Raw genomic sequence first — 21,453 nt, 5'->3', positions numbered from 1 at the left:
CATAAGAATATTTCTTTTATTCTAAATTTTCAATTTAGATTTTTTATTCAAAAAATAAATTTTTAGATAAAAATAGATAATTAGTTGTTGTTTATACTCAATCGGATGAAGCCAAATTTTAGTTAAATTTATAAATTATAAAAATCAGACTATGTATCCAAAATAAATTACAGGTGATACAAATGAAAGCTTTAAATTGTTGTGATTTAGGTGCAGAAGATTATTTTATTGCAACAGGTAATAGTGATGAAGAAGTTGTAGAAAAAATGATTAAACATGCAAGGTCTAAACATAAGGAAAAATTTAATAATTTAAACAAAAAAGAAGAGAAAAAAATACTTGAAATTATGAAAAAAAAAATATATACTTACTAATCTGAAATTGGAAAAGTATGTTTTAATTTTTAATTTTTATGATTGACACTACCTTTAACTAATACAATATATTTTAAAAGAAATCAACTGTGAAAAATATATGGGTTTTTTTAAAAAGTTTTTATCAAAAGAGAATCATGAGCTCTCAGAAGAAGATAAGGTTAAACTTAGTACAATTCTTAAAGGTGATGATAAAGAAAAAGAAGTAGAAGAAGAAGTTCCTAGTTCTCCTATTACTAAAGTTGTAGAATCCGGAAATTTGGAATTAGAATCTATTGTTGAAAAACTAAATTTTTCAGAAATTAAACAATTAAGACTTTTACTTGACAAAAAAGAAGGAACATTGTCTACTCATTATGAAAATTCTGAAGAAGATAATAGTCCTGAAGAGTACATTAGTGTTGAAAAATCTAATAATCAAGTTGAAGAAATTGAAATTGAAGAACCAATTACTGATGACGATTTAGATAAAGAAAAAATTGAAGATGTTGAGGATACACATGATATCTCTAATGAAGAACCTTTTGAAATCCAAGAAATAGATGATGTCAATAAAATCGAAGAAGAATTTTCTACTACAAAAGATGATGTTGAAGAACCTAAAGTTGATGAAAATTTAAATGAAATTGAAATTGAGACTACTTCTAAAGAGAATAACGAAGTAATAATTGAAGAAACATCTACAAAAGAAGAAGAAAAAGAATCCCAATCTGATGTTGAAGATGATGTTTTCGAGATAAAAGAAGACCACCCAATTCATGAAAAGTATATTCTTGATAAAATTAAAGATATTTTTGGTAGGGAAAATGTTTTTGAGAAAATTGATACAAAATCTAAACACGAGATTATTAATGGTAAAAATATTCAATATATTGGTATTAGAAAGTTGGATGCTTTTGAAAAAAATGAAACTACACTAGATCAAAACGCATGGTTTATTAGGAATATTAAAAAACTTGTAGAGCTTAAAAAATTTAAAATGGTTGAAAGTAATCCTTCACTTAAAGAACTTATGTTAGAAAATGAGAATAATCCGGTTCTTTTATGCTATAAAGCAACACAATTATTAAAGAGTCCTGAAGAATTTAATTTTGATTAAAAAAATTAATCTAATTTTAAATCTCTATTTAAATATAATTTCTTAATACTTAATTTTTAAAAATAAAATGATTATAACTAAAAAACTTATGGGTGGAAATGTTAGCATTGAAATTAACAATTCTGAAAATGATAAGAAAGTTATTGAATATGGTTTCTTTGAGATGCAAAAATTGATTAACAAATTTAATTTTTTTGATGATGAGAGCATGCTCTCAAAATTGAATTTAAATAAGGATATTGAAAATGATTCTGAATTTAAATTTATTCTTGAAAAGGGAATGGAATTTTATTCAAAGACAAATGGATTGTTTAATATTTTTTTAGGAAAAGATATTAGGGATAGGAAAACTAATTCTAAAGTTAAAGAGGGATTAAATTTAGATATTGATTCTATAATTATTTTTGAAAATGGAAAAATAAAACTTAATTCTGATATTGAACTTGATTTAGGTGGTTTTGTTAAAGGGTATATTATTGATGTAATTCTTAATTTGATTAAAAAAAAATATGATAAGTCCAATATTTATATTGATGCAAGAGGAGATATTGTTCTTGATTCTTCTAAGAAAATAAGGATTTATATTAACAACCCTTTTGAAAATAAAATTATTGAACAAGAATATGTTGATATGAAGAGAGGTTCAATTATAACTTCTGGTCATGATAAACAAAAATATAAATTTGGTTCTCATATTTTAGGAAATAAAAGTGATATTTATACTATTACACTTATTTCAGAAAAAGATAAATGTTATGAACTTGATGCTCTTGGAACTTATTTTATTCAACTTAATTCTGAAGATGTTTTGAAAAAGATAGAATTTGATGAGAAGTATAAAAATATTGAAATATTAATTATTTTAGAGAACGGAAAAATATTAAAGAGTAGTTTCTTTGATATGTATAAATAGAAAATGTTTTATATCTAATTCAATAACAACTCAAATTTACATGAAATCTAAGATTTCTAAATAGAACTTTATTTGAAGTAAAAAAAGTTTGTCTGTAATCAAAGATGACTGAGCAGAATTTTTTTGAAGTCAAAAAAATTTATAAACTCATTTCATTTTAATTTACCATGGATGTAATTTATATTTTTGCAATTATTTCGGGAATTATTTTTCTAGGCTACTTAAGTGAGTGGATTTTCAAAAAGACTAATATCCCTGATGTTTTGTTTTTAATTGGAACAGGTATAGCTTTAAGATATTATTTTAAGATTGTAACTCCAGAATCATTTGTGAGTATTGCAGGAATTTTTACAACTTTTGCACTTGTTTTTTTATTGTTTCAAGGAGCACTTAGTATTGATTTTAGAAGTTTAATTAAAGTTTTACCAAAAACTCTTAGTCTTACAATTGTTCATTTTCTTTTGACAATAGCTGTTGTAACTCTTATTACATATGGCTTATTTCAATCATGGACTATTGCTTTACTTTGTGGAATGGTTTTAGGTGGAACTTCTTCAGCTGTTGTTATTCCTCTTATCCAAAATATCTCAATTAGAGAAAGATTCGGGAATGTTTTGACACTAGAGAGCGCTATTACAGATGTTTTAGGAATTATTAGTGTTATTACACTTCTTCAAATTCTTGAGACTGGCCAAATTGTTGCAAGTGGAATTTTTAAGAGTGTCTTATCTTCATTTTCTATGGCAATTATTGTTGCTACAATTTTTGGTATGATCTGGATTGTTTTAATGAGTAAATTTGAAGAGTTAATTGATATGCATATTCTAACTATAGGATTAGTTGTTGGACTTTATGCATTTATAGAGAGTCCTTTTGTTAGTGCATCTGGAGCTATAGGAGCTTTAACTTTTGGTTTGATTTTAGGAAATTCTAGATCAATTTTAGGTTTTATGAATAAGAATAAAGATGAGCAAATTGAGAAAAGAGCAGCAAGATTTAGGAGTCATGATAAAAAGGACGAAATATTGGATTTGAGGGCTAATAAAAGAGTTTTATCTAATAATGCTAAAGTGATTTTTTCAGAGATTTCATTTTTCTTAAAGATATTTTTCTTTGTATATTTAGGAATTTTAATTGAATTTTCAGACCCATTCATTTTTGTTTGGGGTTTCATTATCACATTTGGAATTTATTTAATTAGACCTTTTGCAGTTAAGATGGTTTTTTTAAAAGATAAGGATTTAGAAAAAGATAGATTATTTTTAGAGAGTCTTATCCCTAAAGGATTAGCTGCAGCAGTTCTAGCTCAATTAAGTGTTCAATCGGAGGTTCTAAATGGAGCAGCTGCTAATTTTGTTAATGTTGTTTTAAGCGTTGTAGTTATTAGTATTATCTTTACTTCAATTTTTATTTTCCTTGCTGAGAAGAACTTAGTTAAAGGATTTTTTAATAAAACACTTTATCCTGTGATTAAAAAATAAATCTAAAATTATTAGGTTAATTTTTGGTTATTTTTAGAATATCTATTGGAGTATTTATTTTATACTCATATTAAAAAATGGAGTATTTTAATGAAAAATCTTTACTTTTTGGTTTTGATTTTAGTTTTTATTTTTTTATTCATATTTCTTTGAAAAAAGAAGATATAAACTATTGGTAAAATTCCTGCTGTATTTAGAATGAATATGAAAACAAACCAAACCAATTGATTGTTTCTACCTGCTTTCCACATTCCTATAGCTTTCCAAGTCATATCCCAGATTACAAGAAATACGACGAGCATAATGAATAATATTTTTAATGCTAAATAATCGACCATACACTTTACTTATGATAATTATTTATAATTGTTCCTAAATAATCTTAATAGTAAAAGTCACTCCTAAAAAATTGGAAGAAAGAATATAAAATGAGTTTATAATAAAATAATATGGATTTTTTCAATAAGTTCAAAAATATATTTACTTTAGATAATACTAAGGAACTTGTTGAAAATTACTTTGAGAGAGGGCTTGCAAATACATATTTAGGATTTAGAGAAAGGGCAATTGAAAATTTTAATAAAGTTATTGAACTTGACCCAACATTTACTGAAGCTTATTACAAAAGAGGAATTTTATATAAGGATTTAGGAGACTTAAAAAATGCAAAAAAGGATTTTATAGTCTTAGAGAAACTTTTCAAAGAAGAGAATAAGAATTCTAAGAGAAAAAAAGAACTAGAAAAAGAACTTAAACATATTAAAACAATTCTTAAAAATCTAGAAGATAATAATAACAATGATATTAGTGAAGATAATAAAACATTTGAAAATAATAAAAAAACTACGAGAGTAGAAATTGAGAAAGAAGAAGAAGATTATTATAAAAAAGATATGGAAATTAAGAGAACACTAAAAGAGAAAGAAGATAAAAAAGAATTAGAACAAAAATATGATTGGAGTGAGAAAATTAAATTTAAGAAAGAACTTTCAAATAAAAAAAACCTTGATGAAGATGATTATAAAAAATTTCATGATAAATTTGTGAAAATTATTGAAGATAATAAAAAATTTAAAGAAGATGATGAAATTGTCAAAGTTAATTTCTCAAAAGAACTAAAAGATAATCAAAGAAAAGAAGATATTACTTCAATAAAAAAGATTAGATTAGATAGTGATGATGAAATTAAGGAGAAAAAAGAAGATATTAAAATTGAGTTTTCAAAATATAATGATGATGAGGATAAAAAAGATTATATTCGAAATTATGAAAATGCTATTTCGGATTTGAATAAATCACTTGAACTAGGAAATGATAATCCACAAATATTTTATTTTTTAGGACTTATTTATGAAAAACTGCTAAATTATGAAAAAGCTATATCTAATTATGAAAAATCTCTAGATAGAGATAAAAATTTGTTTTTAGCATATCAAGGAATTGGGAATGTGTATAAAATAAAAAAAGATTATTCACTTGCAATTAAAAGTTACAATAAAGTAATTGAAATTAACCCTAAATTTGAGGATGCCTATTTTGAAAAAGCAGAAATATTTCTTTTAGAGAATAAGTTTGAAGAATCAGAAATAGAATTTAATAATTGTTTGAGATTAAATCCTAATAATTCTGAATGTTATTATTACAAAGGTTTAATTGCTGAGAGGAGGAAAAACATTGAACTTGCAATTAAAAATTATAATAATGCTCTAGATATTGATAAAGAAAATTTCAAGATATATTTACAACTATACAAGATTTATAGAGAAAAGGGAGATATTGAGAATTCGGAGAGATGTTTTAATATGTATAAAAAAATAAAAGATAAAATTGAATCAAAATAATGTTATTGCAAAGAAGCTTAAACCTAGTATTGAAAAAATAAATGTGAATAATATTACAAAAATTAACCAAAATATCCATACTAAAAATGCTTTTCCTAAACTTAGATGAAATAATTCTTTAAATACAATTAACACTAGGATGAATGCTATAATTGTTCCATATATTCTAAAAATTGCTTGAGCAAAAATTGTAAGAATACTGACTAGTATCATTACAAAAAATGTTTTTAAAATAGTAGTTTTTCCTCCAAAAGTTTTTGCTGCAAGGTATAGAGGTAATGAAGATATTACAATTAATAGAAAAACTATTAAAATCGTTAGTGTAACTTCTGTTAATGCCATGATAGTAGTTTCAGGAGAACGAGGTTTATAAAAGTTAGTTTTATAAATTCTAAATTCATATAACATGAGTGATGAAAAGATGGAAAAAACAAAAAAAATAGAAAAATATAATACTCAACTTAAAGATTTAGGAGAAGATATTGACCAAAACTTGTTGTTTAAAATTACAACATATCTTGGGCCAAGTATATATAATGCAGATGCTGAGTTAGTTTCATGTGGTGATGAAAAGGAACTAGAAACAGTGAAACATAATTTTTTAAAAATAAAGTTAGGTTTAGAAGAACTTTCTGAAGATAAACTTGATAAAGCAATTATGGAAGTCCGTGATAAACTTAAGAATCATGGAAGAAAGAATAGAGCAGTATTTTACTATCTACTGACTAAAAAATTTAGGAAGGAATCAATATTTGAGTAAGGTAATTTGAAATTAATTGAAATATTTTTAGTTATTCCTTAAAATTTGAGATATTTGAAAGAATAAAACGATAAGTATATAATTTACAAAATCCATATCATCTAATGAAAAAAATTAGTGAGAACCCAGATTTAGTGGATTTTTTAGCAGATTATAACTTTGAAGTTATTGATATTATTAAAACTTTAAGGAAAATAATTTATAAAAAGTATGAAGATATTGAAGAAAAGGTCAATTTTGAATTGAAAAGCATACTCTACCATCATCCAATATCGGGATATATTATTGGAATTTTTCCTATAAAAGATTATGTTAAGCTTTCATTTGGACATGGAGACTTAATAGTTGATAGATATAAAATATTTGATAAAAAAAGTGAAGATAAGATAAAATATGTCAAATTTAAACATGCAGAAGAAATTGATGAAGATATTATTAATGATTATATAGGACAATCAGTTTTAATAAAAAAGAAAAGAATTAGCGATGTTTTGTAAATATATAAATATAATTAAAATAATTTATAAAGATTTAATGAAATAATTAATTATGAATAAAAAGAAAAAATTAATATTTTTGATAGTTTTATTAATTATTATTTTAGGTTTGATTTCACTATTTTCTTTTAAAACTTATAATAAGTATCAAATGTGGGATTTGCATAAAGATTATTTTAATCAAGATGAATCTACACAAAAGATAGAAGATTGGATGAATATTAAATCTATTGAGAGTAGATTTGAGGTTGATTTCAAAAATGAATTAAATATAGATTTGAGTTTTTATGATAAAAGGAAACCTCTTTCAACTATTTGTATTGAAGAAAATCTAGATTGTAAAAATATTATTAGAGATTTAAATAAGAAATATAACCTAAATGATAATTCTTCAGGTGATAATAAAAAATGAGTTTAGATTTTATATTTGATTATTTTGAAGAGAATATTATTTTTGCTCTTTCATTCTTTACTTTTTTCTCTCAAATTGGAGTTCCACTTGGAGCAATTTTTTTGATTATGTTTGCAGGTTCTTCTACTTATAGTATTTCATATCTTTTCTTGATAATATTAATTATTATTATTTTTACAATTACTGGAGATATTTTTGCATATAAAATAGGTGAGAAATATGGAAGCAAATTATTAGAAAAATATAAACATAAGAAGTTTATTTCAAAAAATTATAACAAAAGTGAGAAAGCAATGAGTAAATATGGAAGTTCTAGTATATTTTTTACTAGATTTTTAATTACTGGACTTGGACCTGCTATGAATTATATAGCCGGATTGAATAAGTTTGATTTTAAAAAGTTTATAATATTTATAATATTTGGGGAGATTCTATATGCAACTATATTTGCTTCATTAGGGTTTTTCTTTAAAGAAACATGGGGAGAATTGCTTACTCTGATTTCTGATTTCTCATTATTAATATTTCTACTTCTGATAGGATTTTTTGTGACAAGAAAAATCTATTTCCTGATTAAAGTTGATTATGCGTAGATTTAAGTATATAGGTTTCAATAATATATATATCTTGTTTCAAACATAGAAAAATATAACAAATTGATAAAATACAATGAAAATAATAATTGATCTGTTTTTAGTTATTTTAATGAGCAGTAGCACATTTGCATTTAATGGTAATGGACAACAAGGCAAAGGTTTTGGAAAGAATCAAGGTGGACAGGTTTACTTAATTTATGATGATACTCAAGTAGATCATCAAACTCAAATTGATGCATATCCAATTGAAGAATTAAGCCAGGAAGAGATGAATGGTTTATTGCTTATGAAAGAAGAAGAAAAGTTAGCAAGAGATGTTTATTTAGAACTTTATGATATTTGGTCTCAACAAATTTTCACAAATATTGCAAGTAGTGAACAAACACATACTACTGCAGTTAAATCTCTTTTAGATAAGTATGATATTGAAGACCCAATGACAAATGATGAAAGAGGAGTATTTGAAAATCAAGAATTACAAGATTTGTATAATCAATTAGTAGAACAAGGTTCAAATTCATTAGTTGATGCACTAAGTGTTGGAGCAACAGTTGAAGATTTAGATATTAAAGATTTACAAGATTTATTAGATTGCTTGAAAGAAATGGTGGAGTTTATGAGCCTCAATTTATTACTGAAGAAGATTATAATTTAATTTTATCAGGTGATATGGAAACTGGAACTCAATATGATTCTCAAGGAGCTCAAACTCAAGTAAGTAGTCAGAATAAGAATTCTAATGCTGCAGATAATGGAGTTAATCAAATTAATGAAAATAATGTACAACAAGTAAATCAAGTTCAATCTAAAAATATGTTTTCAAAAATGTGGACAGGGTTTAAAGGTTGGTTTAGTTAATTATTTTATTGAAAATAATTAAATCTATCTCTTCTTTTCTCAAATTACTAATATTTCAAGTTAATTTTATAAATTCACAAATCATATACTCCTGATATGATAGACAAAGTTAAGAAATATGGAATTATAATTATTATCGTGATAATTTTTACTCTTTTTAGTTTTAGTGTTGTTGAGCTGATTAAACCACAACCTAATTACAATGATTATTGCGCTCAGGATTCAAGACCTTTTATTGACAAGCAAGGCAATGATTCTTGTCCTCTATTTGAAAATCCTTCTAAAGAAGAACAATTGATTTGTAGTCAGAGTGAAGGTTTTATAGAATATACATATGATAGCGTAAATTGTCCTATAAGTTATGAATGTAATACTTGTCAAGCAGAATATAATAAAGCATCAAAAGATTTTAGACTTTTAGGATTTATTGTAACGAGTGTTATGGGACTTATTGCAATTATTGTTGGAATGTATACAACATCTAAGAAAAATGCTACAGATTGGATTATATCAGGTCTTTTAATTGGTGGAATAAGTACCGTTTTTTTTGGTACTGCACAGTATTTTTCTGATATGGGAAGATATGCAAGACCTGCAATATTACTTGTTGAATTTATACTTATTGTATGGATTGCGCTTAGAATATTTAAAGATGATAAAAATAAATTAATCAAATGAAAACTAGGAAACAAGAAAGGGAGATTTTAACATTTTATCTAAAATCTCAAGGAATTGTTGATAAGAATGTATTAAATGCATTGCTTGAAGTTCCAAGAGAAAATTTTGTTTTAAAAGAAAATAAAGATTACGCTTATTTAGATTCTGCATTACCTATTTGCGCATTACAGAGCATTTCTCAACCTTTTGTTGTTGCGTATATGACTCAGATGCTAAATTTAGATGAATATGATTTAGTTTTAGAAATTGGAACTGGTAGTGGATACCAATCAGCGATTTTAAGCAAAATTGTTAGTAAGGTAATTAGTTACGAGATTATTCCAGAGCTTTGTAATTTTGCAAAAAATAACTTGAAACAATCTAAAATAGATAATGTTGTTATTAAATGTATAGATGGTTCTGATGTTCAAGAAGAAAATTATTTCGATAAAGCAATAATTACTACAGCAATAGATAAAGTGCCAATAAGTATTATCAAATCTTTGAAAGAAGGAGGAGTGATAGTCTTACCTGAAGGAGACTTGCATTCTCAAAGGCTTACAAAGTATGTTAAAAGTGCTGATGAACTTAAACTTGTAATGAAATCTATATCTGTGAGATTTGTGCCTTTTAGTGGTAGAGATAGTTTGGTTTGAATTTAATAGTAAAATTACAAGTAATTTATATTTTATTTAGAATTTTTGTTTGTTTAAAAAGAATAAAATATTTATTCTTCAGAATCTGAAGATTCAGCACCAATTTTTACATTAACTGCTTTTAATCCTCTGTCATCTTTTTGAGTTTCGAAATCTACATTATCTCCCTCATTTAATTCTACTCCACCCTCAATACCTGAGATGTGAACGAAGTACTCTTTCTCGTCTTCAGCTTTGATGAATCCAAAGCCTTTTAATTGGTTAAAAAATTTAACTGTTCCTTTCATTTTTATCTTCTCCTAAAATTATTACTTCTTGGTAATTCAATATCACTTGAACCACATTCTTTACAGGACAGAACTTTCTTTCCCCCAGATGCTTTACCATGAGAATAATTTTTTCGTGTTATTATTTTATTACTATTACAACTTTTACAAATCATTTGTTTAATACCTATTCATTGACCGTTATTAATAGCCACTTTTTGCATGTATAATAAAACATTGATATAAAATTTGTAATTTTATTCAAAATTATGTATTATTAATATTATTTTATTTTTACTATGCTAAGAATAGAGAGAATAGTTTTATTTATAATATTATTGGTTTTATTTGCTTAATTTTATAAATTTGAAAAACCATATCCGATAATGGAATCTAAAGATGTAATAGAGTTTTGGTTTAATTTAGAGCCTAAAGCATGGTTTGAGAAGAATCCTGAATTAGATAAAAAAATTCGTGAGAAGTTTGAAGATTTGTACTATAAAGCTATAAATCTGGGACTTACATCTTGGGAAGAGGATCCAGAGTCTACTCTTGCTTTGATTATTCTACTTGATCAATTTCCTAGGAATATGTATAGAGGAACTACTAAAAGCTTTGCAAGTGATAATTTAGCTCTAAATGTTGCTAAAAGAGCAATTGAAAAAGGTTTTAATAAAAAAGTTAAAAGAGGAAGAAATTTTTTTTATATGCCATTTATGCACTCTGAGAGCTTGAATGAACAAGAAAAGTGTGTTGAATTTTTTGAAGAAATGGCTAAAGAGAAAGGATTAGATTTGAAAGAGAGTACGAAATATGCTAATCTACATAAAGAAATTATTAAAGAATTTGGAAGATTTCCATATAGAAATGAAATTTTAGGTAGAGAGTCGACTATTGAAGAGATTAAATATTTGGCTGAGAATAGTGGATTTTGAGGAAACTCAAATTTTATAAATCTTAAACATAATTTTTATTTATATGAAAGAGTATAATATCAATGGAAAAACATTAATATTTAAACCACATGAGTTTGAAGGACTAAAATCTGTTGAATATTATGAAAATCAAATTATTTCTGCTTTGAGCAAAATTGGAGTTTTGAAAGATTATATTGAAATTGAGTATGATGATGATTTTGCACAAGTATTATGGGTTATTAATGGTAAAGAATTTATTTTTAGATGTAAAAGCCAAAAAAATGCTGAAAAGAACCTTGGAGCTATTGCTCAAGCAATTCAGGAAGATATAAGGCAGATTACGAGAGGAATTAAAGACCTTTTTACAATTATGAATCAATATGAGTCTAAATTGAAAAAGACTAAAAAAAAAAAGAATTTATTTGATTTTGGAGAATCTAAAGATTCATCTGAAGTATTTTCTATTAATAACATTAAAAGTGATTCAATAGTAAATGAGGAATTAGATTCAAAGTTTGAATATTTGAGTAAATTAACTAATGATAAATTAGATTTATACTATTTTAAATTTAAAGAAGAATGTATTAAAAATAATAATAATAGTCATCCAATGCTTAAAGCACTTAAAATAATTAGATATAGAAGAAATTTGAAGTTGTAAAATATTTTAATAGTGCTCAACTTTATAAATTGCTAAGTTTATATTATAGAATGGCAAAAACAGAAAATATATAAAATGAAAAGCTAGTCTCAATTTTAGCCTATTTCCTAGTTGGAATTATATGGTATTTTGCTGATGAGAAAATGAAAAAAAGTTCTTATGTGAAATTCCATACTAAACAAGCTTTAAATTTACTAATTATATCATTAGTATTTAACATTGCCTTTGCAATTTTAGGCAGCATTTTGGCTTTTACTATAGTATTGATACCTATAATTATATTTATAGAAGTAATTGTTAGTATCACAATATTTGTATTATGGATAATTGGACTTGTTAATTCAATTAATGGGAAAAATGATGAGATACCTATTGTTGGTTCTTATGCAGATAAATATTTAAAATTCTAAAATATTTATTGTTTAATTTTTTTGAAAATTTAATAAAAATAGTGAAATTTGTATTTAAATTTTAGTTATTTTAGAAATATAGGTCTGACCCAATAAACGGATCTTCCTTGAGTAGCGAAGAGTGGATTTGAACCACTGACCTCAGGGTTATGAGCCCTGCGAGCACTCCTAACTGCTCCACTTCGCTATAAAAAATAATTTGAATTAATCACGGTCAAAAGACTAAGTCTTTTTCGGTGGTCGATTCATTCATCGACTATGCAATAATTCTTAGTTTGTTATCTGGAGTTTTTGCAATGTGATCTTTAATTTTTACAAATTTACCACCTGCTTTCTCGATTTTTGCAACTGCGCTATCTGATGCACTAAGTGCAACTACAGTTACTTTTTTAGATAATAAACCGTCACCTAAAATTTTTCCACAAACAATAATTGTTTCTGAATCTTTTACTAACTTGTCAATTTTACCAACATTTACTTGTGACCTTTGACTCGCAGGACCAGCTAATTTTACTGCCACTGCTTTCCACACCTTAACACCAGTCTTATTAGATAATTTTCTTAAATCTTGAACGGTATCAAATAGAACCTTGTTTGTTGTTTTTGTTTTTGGAACTTGCGCCATGATACAAAAGAAAATGAAATTGGATTTATAAACTTTGTTCATAAACAAAGTAACTAATGAATTAATTCATTCATTTTACTTAACTGTTACACTTTTCGCCAAATTTCTAGGCTTGTCTGGGTTAAATCCTAATACTAAAGTCATTTTTAATGATAAAATCTGCATTAAAATTACTGTAAATATCGCTTTAAAATTTTCAGGAACTTCAAGGTAATAATCGTATATTTCATGATTTTTACTACCTATTCCAATTATAATCCCACAACGAGTTTTAATTTCAAGTGCATTTGATAAAATTTCAGAATCATCTCCAATTACAACTACAGGAACTCCACTTTCAATTAAAGCTAAACTTCCATGCTTAAGTTCTCCTCCTGCAAAACCTTCAGCATGAATATATGAAATTTCTTTTAATTTTAGAGCTCCTTCAAGTGCTAGAGGATAGTAAGAATTTCTTCCAATAAAAAAGAAACTTTTTTGGTCTCTAAAGTCGAAACAGATATTATCTAGAACTCCTTGATTGTTAGATATAACTTCTTCGAAATCTCTCTCATAACGCTCAATAAATACTCCTAAATCTTCTTCTATGTATAGATTCTCAATTACTTTTGAGAAAAATATTTGAGAAGTGAAAGCTTTTGTTGATGCTACAGATATTTCTTTTTCACAATTTAGATATACACTATTTGTTGCAAACCTATCAAGAGTCGAATTTATACTATTTGTTACTGTGAAAATCTCATTTTTTTTTTTTAATTCTTTTAGAGGATAAATTAAATCTGCAGTTTCTCCTGATTGTGAAAATACTACTACCAATGAATTTTTTATTACATTTGCATAATTTTTAAGTTCTGATGCTATAACTAGTTGAGATAATATTCCAAGACTAAGTAATCTATAGTGTAAAAAAATAGCTGCATGATATGAAGTACCTGCACCAGTTAATATTATTCTTTTTTTCTTTTTTATCCTATCTAGTAAATAACTTATACTTTTAAGATTTGAAGGAGTTATGAAATTTTTTAAATCTCGTTGCTCTAAAATCTCTTTTTCCATATAATAAGTCGTCAATTTTTCAGTAGAGTCGAAAATATGTTCTGATTTATAACTCTGCTTTGAGATTCTTTTAAATGCTAGGTTATAAAATTCAAAAGATAAATTATTATCTATAACTGATGCCAAAAAAAACTCATCATCATCTAATATGAAATGTAGCTCAGAATTTTTTTGAACTAAGTTTGAATCACTTGAAATAAATAATTCGTCATTACCTATACCAAAAATTAAAGGATTAATATTTTTATATCCAAGTACATAATTTTTATATTTTAATAGAAATGAAAATTCCCCTTGTAATTCTTGAATTACTTTTTTTGAGGCTTCAATTAAACTTTTTCGTATATCACCAAAATCTTCAAAAAAATAAGAGTATAGCATTGGAATTACTTCTGTGTCTGTATCGGAGATAAATTTATGACCAAAATTTTTGAGTCTTTCTCTAACCTCTGAAAAGTTTTCAACTATTCCATTCATAACTACAAAAAAATTTTCTGATGAATCAAATTGAGGGTGGGCATTATTTATTGAAATTCCACCATGGGTGGCCCACCTTGTATGTCCTAATTCAATATTGCTTTTTATGTCTGAAAATTTATGAAAATCCATGAAATCAAGTTCACCTATATTTTTTTCATAGATACTTTCTTCAGTTAAACAATTATACATTAAAATACCATATGAATCATAACCTCTGTACTCTAATTCTTTGATTCCTTCAAGTGTTTTTCTTGGATCTAGATTATTTATAGATAACCTACCTATTATTCCACACATTCTAAAATAAACCTCTTAAATTTTTTCTATTAAATTCTAATTGAGAAATATTATTTAAACCTTTTTTAGAATGTAAATCTTGCATATTTAATCTAAAAAATTTACTACTTATAAACTCTTTTGCTAAATTTAAGCTTAATATATTAACTTTATAATTTTTTACTAATTTCATAATACTTATTACTAAAGATTTTTAGCTTATAAAGGGTTTTAAAAAAATCATAATACTATTATGAATAAATTTATAAAAGATTGAAACTAATACTAACTATGAAAATATTAAAAGAAGAGAAAAATAAAAATTATGCTTTAGATACTTGTGAAATTGACATTGAGAATATTGAAAATTTAAATAATAAAGTTATTCGTGAAATCCTAAAATTAATTTCTGAAGAACCTATGTACCCAAAACAAATTGCAAAGGCCTTAAATGTTCATGAACAAAATATTTATTATTATATTAAAAAGCTAGAAAAAACTAAAATAATTGAAATAGAAAGAAAAGAAAATATTAATGGAACAAATGCGAATTTTTATACTACTTCTTCAGATTCATTTTTTTTTAGATTTAAAGATTTTAGAGAAACTACGAGTATTCATGAAAAAGAATCAAATTATCTTAATCCATTTATTGAGAAAGGTGAATTAAATTCAATTATAGTTGTTGGTTCTCCTGATCCTCATGGACCTCAAAAAGCTCGTTCAAGAGACGGATATTTTGGTATGGACCTTGCACTTTTTTTAGGTAGTTTTCTAAATTATGTTCCTAATAGTAAAGTAATGCTTGATACTGAAATTTCTCAAAAACAAATTGAGGATAATAATTTAATTGTTATAGGAGGCCCAATTGTTAATAAGGTAACTTTGGAGATTAATGACCAAATGCCAATATTTTTTGATGAAGAAAAAAAAGGAATTTATTCTAATATAACTAAAAAAACATATTTTAATGATGAAATTGGAATTATTAATAAAATATCTAATCCTTATAATAAAGATAAAAAAATACTCATAGTTGCAGGACTTAGGAATGCAGGTACAAAGTCTGCAATTCTATCTTTTTTAAAATATTTTTCTAATATTAAAGGTGGGAACATATTTGACTCAAAAATCGAAAGTAAAGTAGTTGAAGGTATAGATTTAGATTCAGATGGAATTGTTGATGATGTCGAATTTTTAGAATAAAAATCTGCTTGAGAATTTTAAATTATCATTGTTGAGTTTCTCGAATAATTAAATTAAATATTTTCTTCGAGAATTAGTATTATATTTTGGTCCCATAAATATTTGGGATTTTTTAACATTTCAATTACTTTTTCTTTAGGATATGCATCTTTATACGACCTTTCATTTAATAATGCATCATATACATCACAAATTGCAACAATTTGTGCAATTGTGTCAATTATTGAATTATTTTCTCTTAATTTAAGTGTTCCTTCTTCAACATGATGTTTTCTTGGATAAGATTGGAATTCATCATATTCATGATGGGCAATTATTATTTTTCTTATATCAACAGGAAAACTTAATAAAAAATCAAACCCAAGTTTTGAATGATTTTTCATAATCTCCCTTTCTTTGTCATTAAGACTAGTAGTTTTAGATAATATTTCTTTTGGAATTCCTAATTTACCTATATCATGAAAAAGTCCAGATATTGTTGCAAGTCTTACTTGATTAATCTCTAATAATTTGTTGAATGCAATAATTGTAGAATACATTCCAACTCTTAATGAGTGTTCATATGTTTCATTATGGTGATATTTTAAAAAATCAAGATACTTCTTAATGTTTGGCTCTTCAATTATTTCCTCAAAAAAAGTTCTTGCATTCATTTTAATTCTTAATAATTCTAAACTTCAAATAATATAAACATTTGCATTCTAGAGAAAATAAAAATTACAGATATTTTTAGTTAATAAAGTTTATAAACAATAAGACCATAAAATATTTATGTTAGATAAGGTAAGAGAACAACTTAAGACAACTTCACCTACAAAATATAATAGAATTAGAAATTACATGGAGCTTTTAGAACAAAATGTAGAGATTTCTAGTGCTAGAGATAAAAAAAATGTTACAGATATTAAAGATCTTGCTACAAATCTTATTAAAAAAGTAAAAGTTTACTATAGAATTAATATTATCCTTTATTTTGCAATCTACTTCTCATTTTTTTCTTATTTTCTACCTGATTTTTTATTATTTACTGAGCTTGGGGTTTTAATTAGTAGAGTTATTAGTGTTTTTGGAACCACAGTATTTATTATTGCAGTGTTTTTTTCGCAAAAAATTATTGATTTATATTACCAAGATTTGAATCTTTTAACTGCACATTTAATTGCAATTTATACTAAGCACCAGAAAGAAACAATAGAAGAAATTATGAGTGATAAGAAAAATATCTATGAAGTATTTATTGAATTTTTTAGAAAAAGATATTAAGATTTAAAAAAATTTATTTTACTTGTCGATAATTTAATAACTTAAATTATCGAGCAAACTTTATTCATTTAGAATAAAGTTTATGTACAACAACTGAACCAACTTTAATTGCTTCAATTACTTTTTTCTCACCAATATATCCTACATCCGATGCTTGACCACCCATTGTTGGATAGAATAGAGTTTTATCTAAGATGATGTATTTTGATTTGTCAAATTCAAATTCTTTTAGTATTTCTGCATCTTCCTCCTCTTTATTTACATCAGCATAAAATAAAAGTTTTGTTTCAGGAATTCCTTCTACAAATTCTGTTAGTTTATTTTTCATTACTTTTTGCTCTGAGGCTTTTCTACTCTCAAAAAATTCTGCAACTAGTGTGAAGAAGTTTGCAGGAATTTCAATTATTTTTCCTTGTTTTTCAAAGCTCTCTTTGAATTCATCTGGAGTTATTCCATCTGAAATATAGTATTTGATAAATTCTTCTGTTGATAAATTTTTATCTTTTTTGATTAGAGTTTTAATTTTATTTTCAACTTTTTCTTTATGATGAATGTACTTTTTAACTTCTAAATCAATTATCTTTTTAATTCCATCAAGCTCTTTAACAAATTCAGGATATAAATCTTTTACTTCTTCTGCTTGTAGAACAATTACATCGAATAAGTTTATGTCCCAATTAAATTTATAGATAAAATCAAGAGCCCTTCTTAGAACTAGCCTTAAATTGTACCCACCTTTGACATTTGAAGGTAGAGCGCCGTCTGCTAAAGCATAAAGTAGTGTTTTTGTGTGATCTGCAATTGAATATATACCTGCAACAGGTTCTACTTCTTCTTTTAGTACATCAACACTAAGGCCAATTTTTTTAGCAATATTAATCCATGCTTTATCAATATCATCAGTTTCATCAAGATTTAAAATACCTGAATATGGTAAGAATTTGTTATATACTTCCCAATTTGGTTTTAAACCTGTTTTCTCAAATAGGTATTTGGATACTACTGGCATTGATGCTTCATATTGATTAATACTTCCTTTTGAAAACCAACAACATCTTTCAAGTCCCATTCCCATATCTAATACTTTTAATTTTAAAGGTTTTATCTCTGAGATGTCATTTGCATTACTCATATCAAACCACATGTAAACTTGATTTCCTAATTCTAGTCCTCTTGAAAAGAATTCCATTGAAGGACCACAATCTCCTCCACCTACCCATGCATCTTCATGAATTTGTAGTTCTTCTTTTGGAATTCCCATAACTACTGTAAACCAATCATATAAATCTTTCATATATTTTGCTTGGTCGTATTCTTCAGGTTTCTTAAAAGCGCATTGTCCAATCATTACAAAATTTGTTCCATGTCTTCCTGTATAACCAACATTATCAATATCACCAAATCTTAAACAATTTTGAGGAATTGTAACTAATTCTGCTGGAGGTGCTACAATACCTTTTGTAACATATGGTTGAAAACCTATGATTGAAGCAATATTGAAATCTAAATCATCTCTCCACCGAGCAACAATAGGAAATCTTTCTACATGCATATAACCTCTTTTTTCTAAAAATTCTCTAAATAATTGATAAGTCTCTGCAAATTCCATTTTTCTTGTCGCAGGAGTCTCGCCAATAAAAGTATATGTACCAACACAATTTGAATCTCCACATACTTCTCTTTTAACAGAAGACCAAAACATACAAGAACAAGTTGAACATTTTTGTCTTTTTAATCCAAATTCCTCAAGAGTTTTTACTGGAAAATATTTTTCAGGATTAGAAGATGCTTCTTCAATAATTTGTTTTTTAATTAATTTAGGTATATTCATTTTAAGTATCTAATAAAATTAAAAGAAAATTTGTTTATAAACTTTATTCATGAAGAATTAAGTTTGCTCCAAAATTTTTGATTTTAGACAAATATTATTGTTTAAAAAATTATTTTTTATTTTTTAGAACATATACTAAAGCAATAGAGTTAATTACTGTTAAAGCTAATGTTATGAAAATCAATAATTCCAAAGTATATGAATCTTTCTCAACATAAATAGTTTTTTCAACTGTTTGAGGAACAGATTGAGATTGAATTGACAACTGTGATTGAACATTTAATAAATTATTATTTTCAACTCCAAATTCATTATTTGTTAAAAATATATTTTGAATCATCCATTTTATTTCAACATTAGATAAATCTTGTACCTTATAATAACTTTGAACATTTTCAACAATTTCTTCATAGGTCATATCAATTCCATAATTTTTAACTAATTGAATAATATCATCATTTGTCACTTCCTCTTCATTATCTAAAGCAAAAACTGAAATATTACCAAAAAGTAATAAAGTTAATAAAAAAATAAATTTAATATTATTCAGTTTCATTTTATTTACACCCCACTACAGTTTTTGGTACATAACTATTTATTGTATAACTACCGCCATTAGTAACGCCATTCACACACTTATACAAAAACCAAAATTCTGCTGCTCCAAAATTCAAACTACAAGTAGAAACTTGATTACTAAAACTATGACCTGTTACTGAACAACTACCCATCCTATCTGATAAAGAATCACATTGAATAGCAAGAGCTTTCTTTGTAAATGAAATTTGTTCCATATAATTTTCATGTTGACTCCAACCTGATGGACAATGTGCATCAATATAACCAACATTATAACTAACATAAGGATATCTAGGATCAGTAGTCCAAGTATAATCATAAATTGTAACATGTCCATTTAAAGTTCCATCTGCATTAAATCTACTCTCTCCCTCTTTTAATAAAATACAACCTGCACTAATCTTAACAGATTTTACACCTTCTTCAACTACATTAGCTATATTTATAGCAGTAGAATAAATTTTTGTATAACTTGCAGTCACATACTGGGAATCATAACATTCATAAGCAGATTTAGGAAGTGTTAATGCACTGAATTTACAAATATAATTCTCTCCCCCTGTATCAAAGACTTCTCCGCCTTCTGCTAAACATAAACCTATAGTGTGTTGTGCACCAATTAAATATTCTCCTAATTCATACTCTGGAGAGGGAGCACTTGCACTTCCTCCTTCTTCACAAATTGGATGACCTAGACTATCTACTCCAACCATAAACTCACCAGAGTCACAAGTTCCAACAATTTTTGTTTGAATTTCACTTGTATCAATATCATCTAAATTTATAGTTCCTGGAGCAATGTCTGCAGATGTAATTGAACCATCAACTATCATATTAGAGGTTATTGAATTATCTTCATTTGTATTCACAAAAGAAGCATTCAATTCAACCCCATAATAATATGTTGTTGAATTTAAATTTACATCATTAATAAATGTGAAATCTTGAGTTGTATCTTGCTCATCAGCACCAAATATTCCTCCCCTTATATCTTTAGCATAATGCCAAACACCGTCTGTATCTGCAAAAGTAAAACCTAAGAATAAGATAAAAAAGGCAGCTAAAATCATTATTTTTTTATCCATATAGAATATTTTAGAATATTTAAATTTAAAAAGAATAGTTACTACTTAGAATTTGACTAAAAAAATATAATATCTAAATTTATTTTTAGAATAAAATATATGCTAGGATTACAATAACTAAAAAATCAATAAATAATGCTAAATATAACAAAGGTAATATATTGTCTCTTGAATATTTAGTTCTTATTTGTGTTAATTCTTCTAATTTTATTTCAACTTCATCTATTTTTGTTATAAAAACTGATTCAAGTTCGAACTTTTTCACAAGAAAATAATAGAATATTGCCCTATATTTTCTCTTATTGGAACTTCCCAGAATATCTTTAACTTCTAATATTGCTTTGTCCAAAACCTCTTCATTCATACCATCTAGACTTAGTTTTTTTTTAAGAAAACTATCTTTCACTGTTTGAACTTCTTTTACATCATTAGTTGAGACCAATTCTGCGTCATTCTTGTAAATACTTGGGCCTAGATATACAACAATTGCTTCTAGTAGTTCTTCATCTGCTTTTTTAGTGTATTTAGATAGCTCTTCATTATAAAAAGCTATTTTTTCATCTCTTTTTGTCATTATATAGTTATAAATTGCATCAAATATATAAATCTAACTCTTAAATAATTTTTAAATGAAGAACATAATAAAATTTCAGA

30 protein-coding genes and 1 tRNA gene are annotated in these 21,453 nt (G+C 25.7%); 18 read left to right on the top strand and 13 right to left on the bottom strand.

Features of this window, described 5'->3' with window-relative positions; translation table 11 throughout:
• The first annotated feature begins 182 nt into the window (after positions 1-182).
• The 4 genes from PF569_03655 to PF569_03640 all read left to right on the top strand — a co-directional run bounded on the left by PF569_03655 (position 183) and on the right by PF569_03640 (position 3,867).
• A complete protein-coding gene (locus PF569_03655) occupies positions 183-374 on the top strand; it encodes a DUF1059 domain-containing protein (protein MDA3855328.1) in 192 nt (63 codons plus the stop codon).
• A 100-nt stretch (positions 375-474) separates the two neighbouring features.
• On the top strand, positions 475-1,473 hold the full coding sequence (locus PF569_03650; GenBank protein MDA3855327.1) for a hypothetical protein: 999 nt from the start codon (positions 475-477) through the stop codon (positions 1,471-1,473).
• Positions 1,474-1,540: 67 nt separating this feature from the next.
• Complete coding sequence (locus PF569_03645; GenBank protein MDA3855326.1) at positions 1,541-2,386, top strand: FAD:protein FMN transferase; 846 nt, start codon at positions 1,541-1,543, stop codon at positions 2,384-2,386.
• 167 nt (positions 2,387-2,553) lie between these two features.
• Entirely contained in the window at positions 2,554-3,867 is a 1,314-nt protein-coding gene (locus PF569_03640) for a cation:proton antiporter (GenBank protein ID MDA3855325.1), read from the top strand.
• A gap of 101 nt (positions 3,868-3,968) precedes the next feature.
• Here the strand turns inward: PF569_03640 and PF569_03635 are convergent, their stop codons facing one another.
• Entirely contained in the window at positions 3,969-4,205 is a 237-nt protein-coding gene (locus PF569_03635) for a DUF5652 family protein (protein MDA3855324.1), read from the bottom strand.
• Positions 4,206-4,316: 111 nt separating this feature from the next.
• On the opposite strand from PF569_03635, the gene PF569_03630 reads away from it, so the two are divergent.
• Positions 4,317-5,708, top strand: a complete 1,392-nt coding sequence (locus tag PF569_03630; protein MDA3855323.1) for a tetratricopeptide repeat protein — start codon at positions 4,317-4,319, stop codon at positions 5,706-5,708.
• Here the strand turns inward: PF569_03630 and PF569_03625 are convergent.
• On the bottom strand, positions 5,700-6,050 hold the full coding sequence (locus PF569_03625; GenBank protein MDA3855322.1) for a hypothetical protein: 351 nt from the start codon (positions 6,048-6,050) through the stop codon (positions 5,700-5,702). The genes PF569_03630 and PF569_03625 overlap by 9 nt on opposite strands.
• Before the next feature lie 79 nt (positions 6,051-6,129).
• Between PF569_03625 and PF569_03620 the strand changes: the two genes are divergently transcribed.
• The 8 genes from PF569_03620 (at position 6,130) to PF569_03585 (ending at position 10,144) form a co-directional block, all read left to right on the top strand.
• Positions 6,130-6,468 carry a DUF2853 family protein gene (locus PF569_03620; protein MDA3855321.1) on the top strand — a complete coding sequence of 113 codons (339 nt, stop codon included), beginning with the start codon at positions 6,130-6,132 and terminating at the stop codon, positions 6,466-6,468.
• Positions 6,469-6,572: 104 nt separating this feature from the next.
• The gene (locus PF569_03615; protein MDA3855320.1) at positions 6,573-6,965 is read left to right on the top strand and encodes a DUF1801 domain-containing protein; all 393 of its coding nucleotides are present in this window, start codon (positions 6,573-6,575) and stop codon (positions 6,963-6,965) included.
• A 52-nt stretch (positions 6,966-7,017) separates the two neighbouring features.
• On the top strand, positions 7,018-7,377 hold the full coding sequence (locus PF569_03610; GenBank protein ID MDA3855319.1) for a hypothetical protein: 360 nt from the start codon (positions 7,018-7,020) through the stop codon (positions 7,375-7,377).
• Positions 7,374-7,970, top strand: coding sequence for a VTT domain-containing protein (locus PF569_03605; protein ID MDA3855318.1), 597 nt, complete (start codon positions 7,374-7,376; stop codon positions 7,968-7,970). Before PF569_03610 ends, PF569_03605 begins: the two co-directional genes overlap by 4 nt.
• A 76-nt stretch (positions 7,971-8,046) precedes the next feature.
• Positions 8,047-8,628, top strand: coding sequence for a DUF2202 domain-containing protein (locus PF569_03600; protein ID MDA3855317.1), 582 nt, complete (start codon positions 8,047-8,049; stop codon positions 8,626-8,628).
• A complete protein-coding gene (locus PF569_03595) occupies positions 8,565-8,831 on the top strand; it encodes a hypothetical protein (GenBank protein ID MDA3855316.1) in 267 nt (88 codons plus the stop codon). Before PF569_03600 ends, PF569_03595 begins: the two co-directional genes overlap by 64 nt.
• Positions 8,832-8,927: 96 nt before the next feature.
• On the top strand, positions 8,928-9,509 hold the full coding sequence (locus PF569_03590; GenBank protein ID MDA3855315.1) for a hypothetical protein: 582 nt from the start codon (positions 8,928-8,930) through the stop codon (positions 9,507-9,509).
• A complete protein-coding gene (locus PF569_03585; GenBank protein ID MDA3855314.1) occupies positions 9,506-10,144 on the top strand; it encodes a protein-L-isoaspartate(D-aspartate) O-methyltransferase in 639 nt (212 codons plus the stop codon). Before PF569_03590 ends, PF569_03585 begins: the two co-directional genes overlap by 4 nt.
• A 71-nt stretch (positions 10,145-10,215) precedes the next feature.
• Here the strand turns inward: PF569_03585 and PF569_03580 are convergent, their stop codons facing one another.
• The gene (locus PF569_03580; protein ID MDA3855313.1) at positions 10,216-10,431 is read right to left on the bottom strand and encodes a cold shock domain-containing protein; all 216 of its coding nucleotides are present in this window, start codon (positions 10,429-10,431) and stop codon (positions 10,216-10,218) included.
• A 2-nt stretch (positions 10,432-10,433) separates the two neighbouring features.
• Entirely contained in the window at positions 10,434-10,586 is a 153-nt protein-coding gene (locus PF569_03575; GenBank protein MDA3855312.1) for a hypothetical protein, read from the bottom strand.
• Positions 10,587-10,796: 210 nt separating this feature from the next.
• Here PF569_03575 and PF569_03570 point away from each other — a divergent pair, with 210 nt between their 5' ends.
• The 3 genes from PF569_03570 (at position 10,797) to PF569_03560 (ending at position 12,398) form a co-directional block, all read left to right on the top strand.
• Complete coding sequence (locus tag PF569_03570) at positions 10,797-11,345, top strand: DUF924 domain-containing protein (protein ID MDA3855311.1); 549 nt, start codon at positions 10,797-10,799, stop codon at positions 11,343-11,345.
• Between the two features lie 43 nt (positions 11,346-11,388).
• Positions 11,389-11,988 (top strand): hypothetical protein, encoded by a 600-nt coding sequence (locus PF569_03565; protein MDA3855310.1) that lies wholly within the window; start codon positions 11,389-11,391, stop codon positions 11,986-11,988.
• A 143-nt stretch (positions 11,989-12,131) separates the two neighbouring features.
• Positions 12,132-12,398: a hypothetical protein gene (locus PF569_03560; GenBank protein MDA3855309.1), complete on the top strand. Its 267-nt coding sequence runs from the start codon at positions 12,132-12,134 to the stop codon at positions 12,396-12,398.
• 112 nt (positions 12,399-12,510) lie between these two features.
• Here the strand turns inward: PF569_03560 and PF569_03555 are convergent.
• From PF569_03555 to PF569_03540, 4 genes are all read right to left on the bottom strand, one after another.
• A tRNA-Met gene (locus tag PF569_03555) sits at positions 12,511-12,585 on the bottom strand.
• A gap of 69 nt (positions 12,586-12,654) precedes the next feature.
• A complete protein-coding gene (locus tag PF569_03550) occupies positions 12,655-13,023 on the bottom strand; it encodes a 50S ribosomal protein L18e (protein MDA3855308.1) in 369 nt (122 codons plus the stop codon).
• 75 nt (positions 13,024-13,098) lie between these two features.
• Positions 13,099-14,856: a glutamine--fructose-6-phosphate transaminase (isomerizing) gene (gene glmS, locus PF569_03545; protein MDA3855307.1), complete on the bottom strand. Its 1,758-nt coding sequence runs from the start codon at positions 14,854-14,856 to the stop codon at positions 13,099-13,101.
• A gap of 1 nt (position 14,857) precedes the next feature.
• Positions 14,858-15,028: a hypothetical protein gene (locus PF569_03540; protein ID MDA3855306.1), complete on the bottom strand. Its 171-nt coding sequence runs from the start codon at positions 15,026-15,028 to the stop codon at positions 14,858-14,860.
• Between the two features lie 98 nt (positions 15,029-15,126).
• On the opposite strand from PF569_03540, the gene PF569_03535 reads away from it, so the two are divergent.
• Positions 15,127-16,041: an S-layer protein gene (locus PF569_03535; GenBank protein MDA3855305.1), complete on the top strand. Its 915-nt coding sequence runs from the start codon at positions 15,127-15,129 to the stop codon at positions 16,039-16,041.
• Between the two features lie 53 nt (positions 16,042-16,094).
• Here PF569_03535 and PF569_03530 read toward each other — a convergent pair whose 3' ends face one another.
• Positions 16,095-16,694: an HD domain-containing protein gene (locus PF569_03530; protein MDA3855304.1), complete on the bottom strand. Its 600-nt coding sequence runs from the start codon at positions 16,692-16,694 to the stop codon at positions 16,095-16,097.
• A gap of 118 nt (positions 16,695-16,812) precedes the next feature.
• Here PF569_03530 and PF569_03525 point away from each other — a divergent pair, with 118 nt between their 5' ends.
• Positions 16,813-17,304, top strand: coding sequence for a hypothetical protein (locus PF569_03525; GenBank protein MDA3855303.1), 492 nt, complete (start codon positions 16,813-16,815; stop codon positions 17,302-17,304).
• A gap of 64 nt (positions 17,305-17,368) precedes the next feature.
• On the opposite strand, the gene PF569_03520 is transcribed toward PF569_03525, so the two are convergent.
• From PF569_03520 to PF569_03505, 4 genes are all read right to left on the bottom strand, one after another.
• Positions 17,369-19,135: an alanine--tRNA ligase-related protein gene (locus PF569_03520; GenBank protein ID MDA3855302.1), complete on the bottom strand. Its 1,767-nt coding sequence runs from the start codon at positions 19,133-19,135 to the stop codon at positions 17,369-17,371.
• 109 nt (positions 19,136-19,244) lie between these two features.
• Positions 19,245-19,691, bottom strand: coding sequence for a hypothetical protein (locus PF569_03515; protein MDA3855301.1), 447 nt, complete (start codon positions 19,689-19,691; stop codon positions 19,245-19,247).
• A gap of 1 nt (position 19,692) precedes the next feature.
• Positions 19,693-20,799, bottom strand: a complete 1,107-nt coding sequence (locus PF569_03510) for a hypothetical protein (protein MDA3855300.1) — start codon at positions 20,797-20,799, stop codon at positions 19,693-19,695.
• Positions 20,800-20,884: 85 nt separating this feature from the next.
• Complete coding sequence (locus PF569_03505; GenBank protein ID MDA3855299.1) at positions 20,885-21,373, bottom strand: DUF2853 family protein; 489 nt, start codon at positions 21,371-21,373, stop codon at positions 20,885-20,887.
• Between the last annotated feature and the right edge of the window lie 80 nt (positions 21,374-21,453).

It is taken from the genome of Candidatus Woesearchaeota archaeon (assembly GCA_027858315.1).
Lineage (GTDB): Archaea > Nanobdellota > Nanobdellia > Woesearchaeales > UBA583 > UBA583.
Note: the sequence above shows the minus strand (reverse complement) of the source record. Positions and strands in the feature narration are given on the sequence as shown.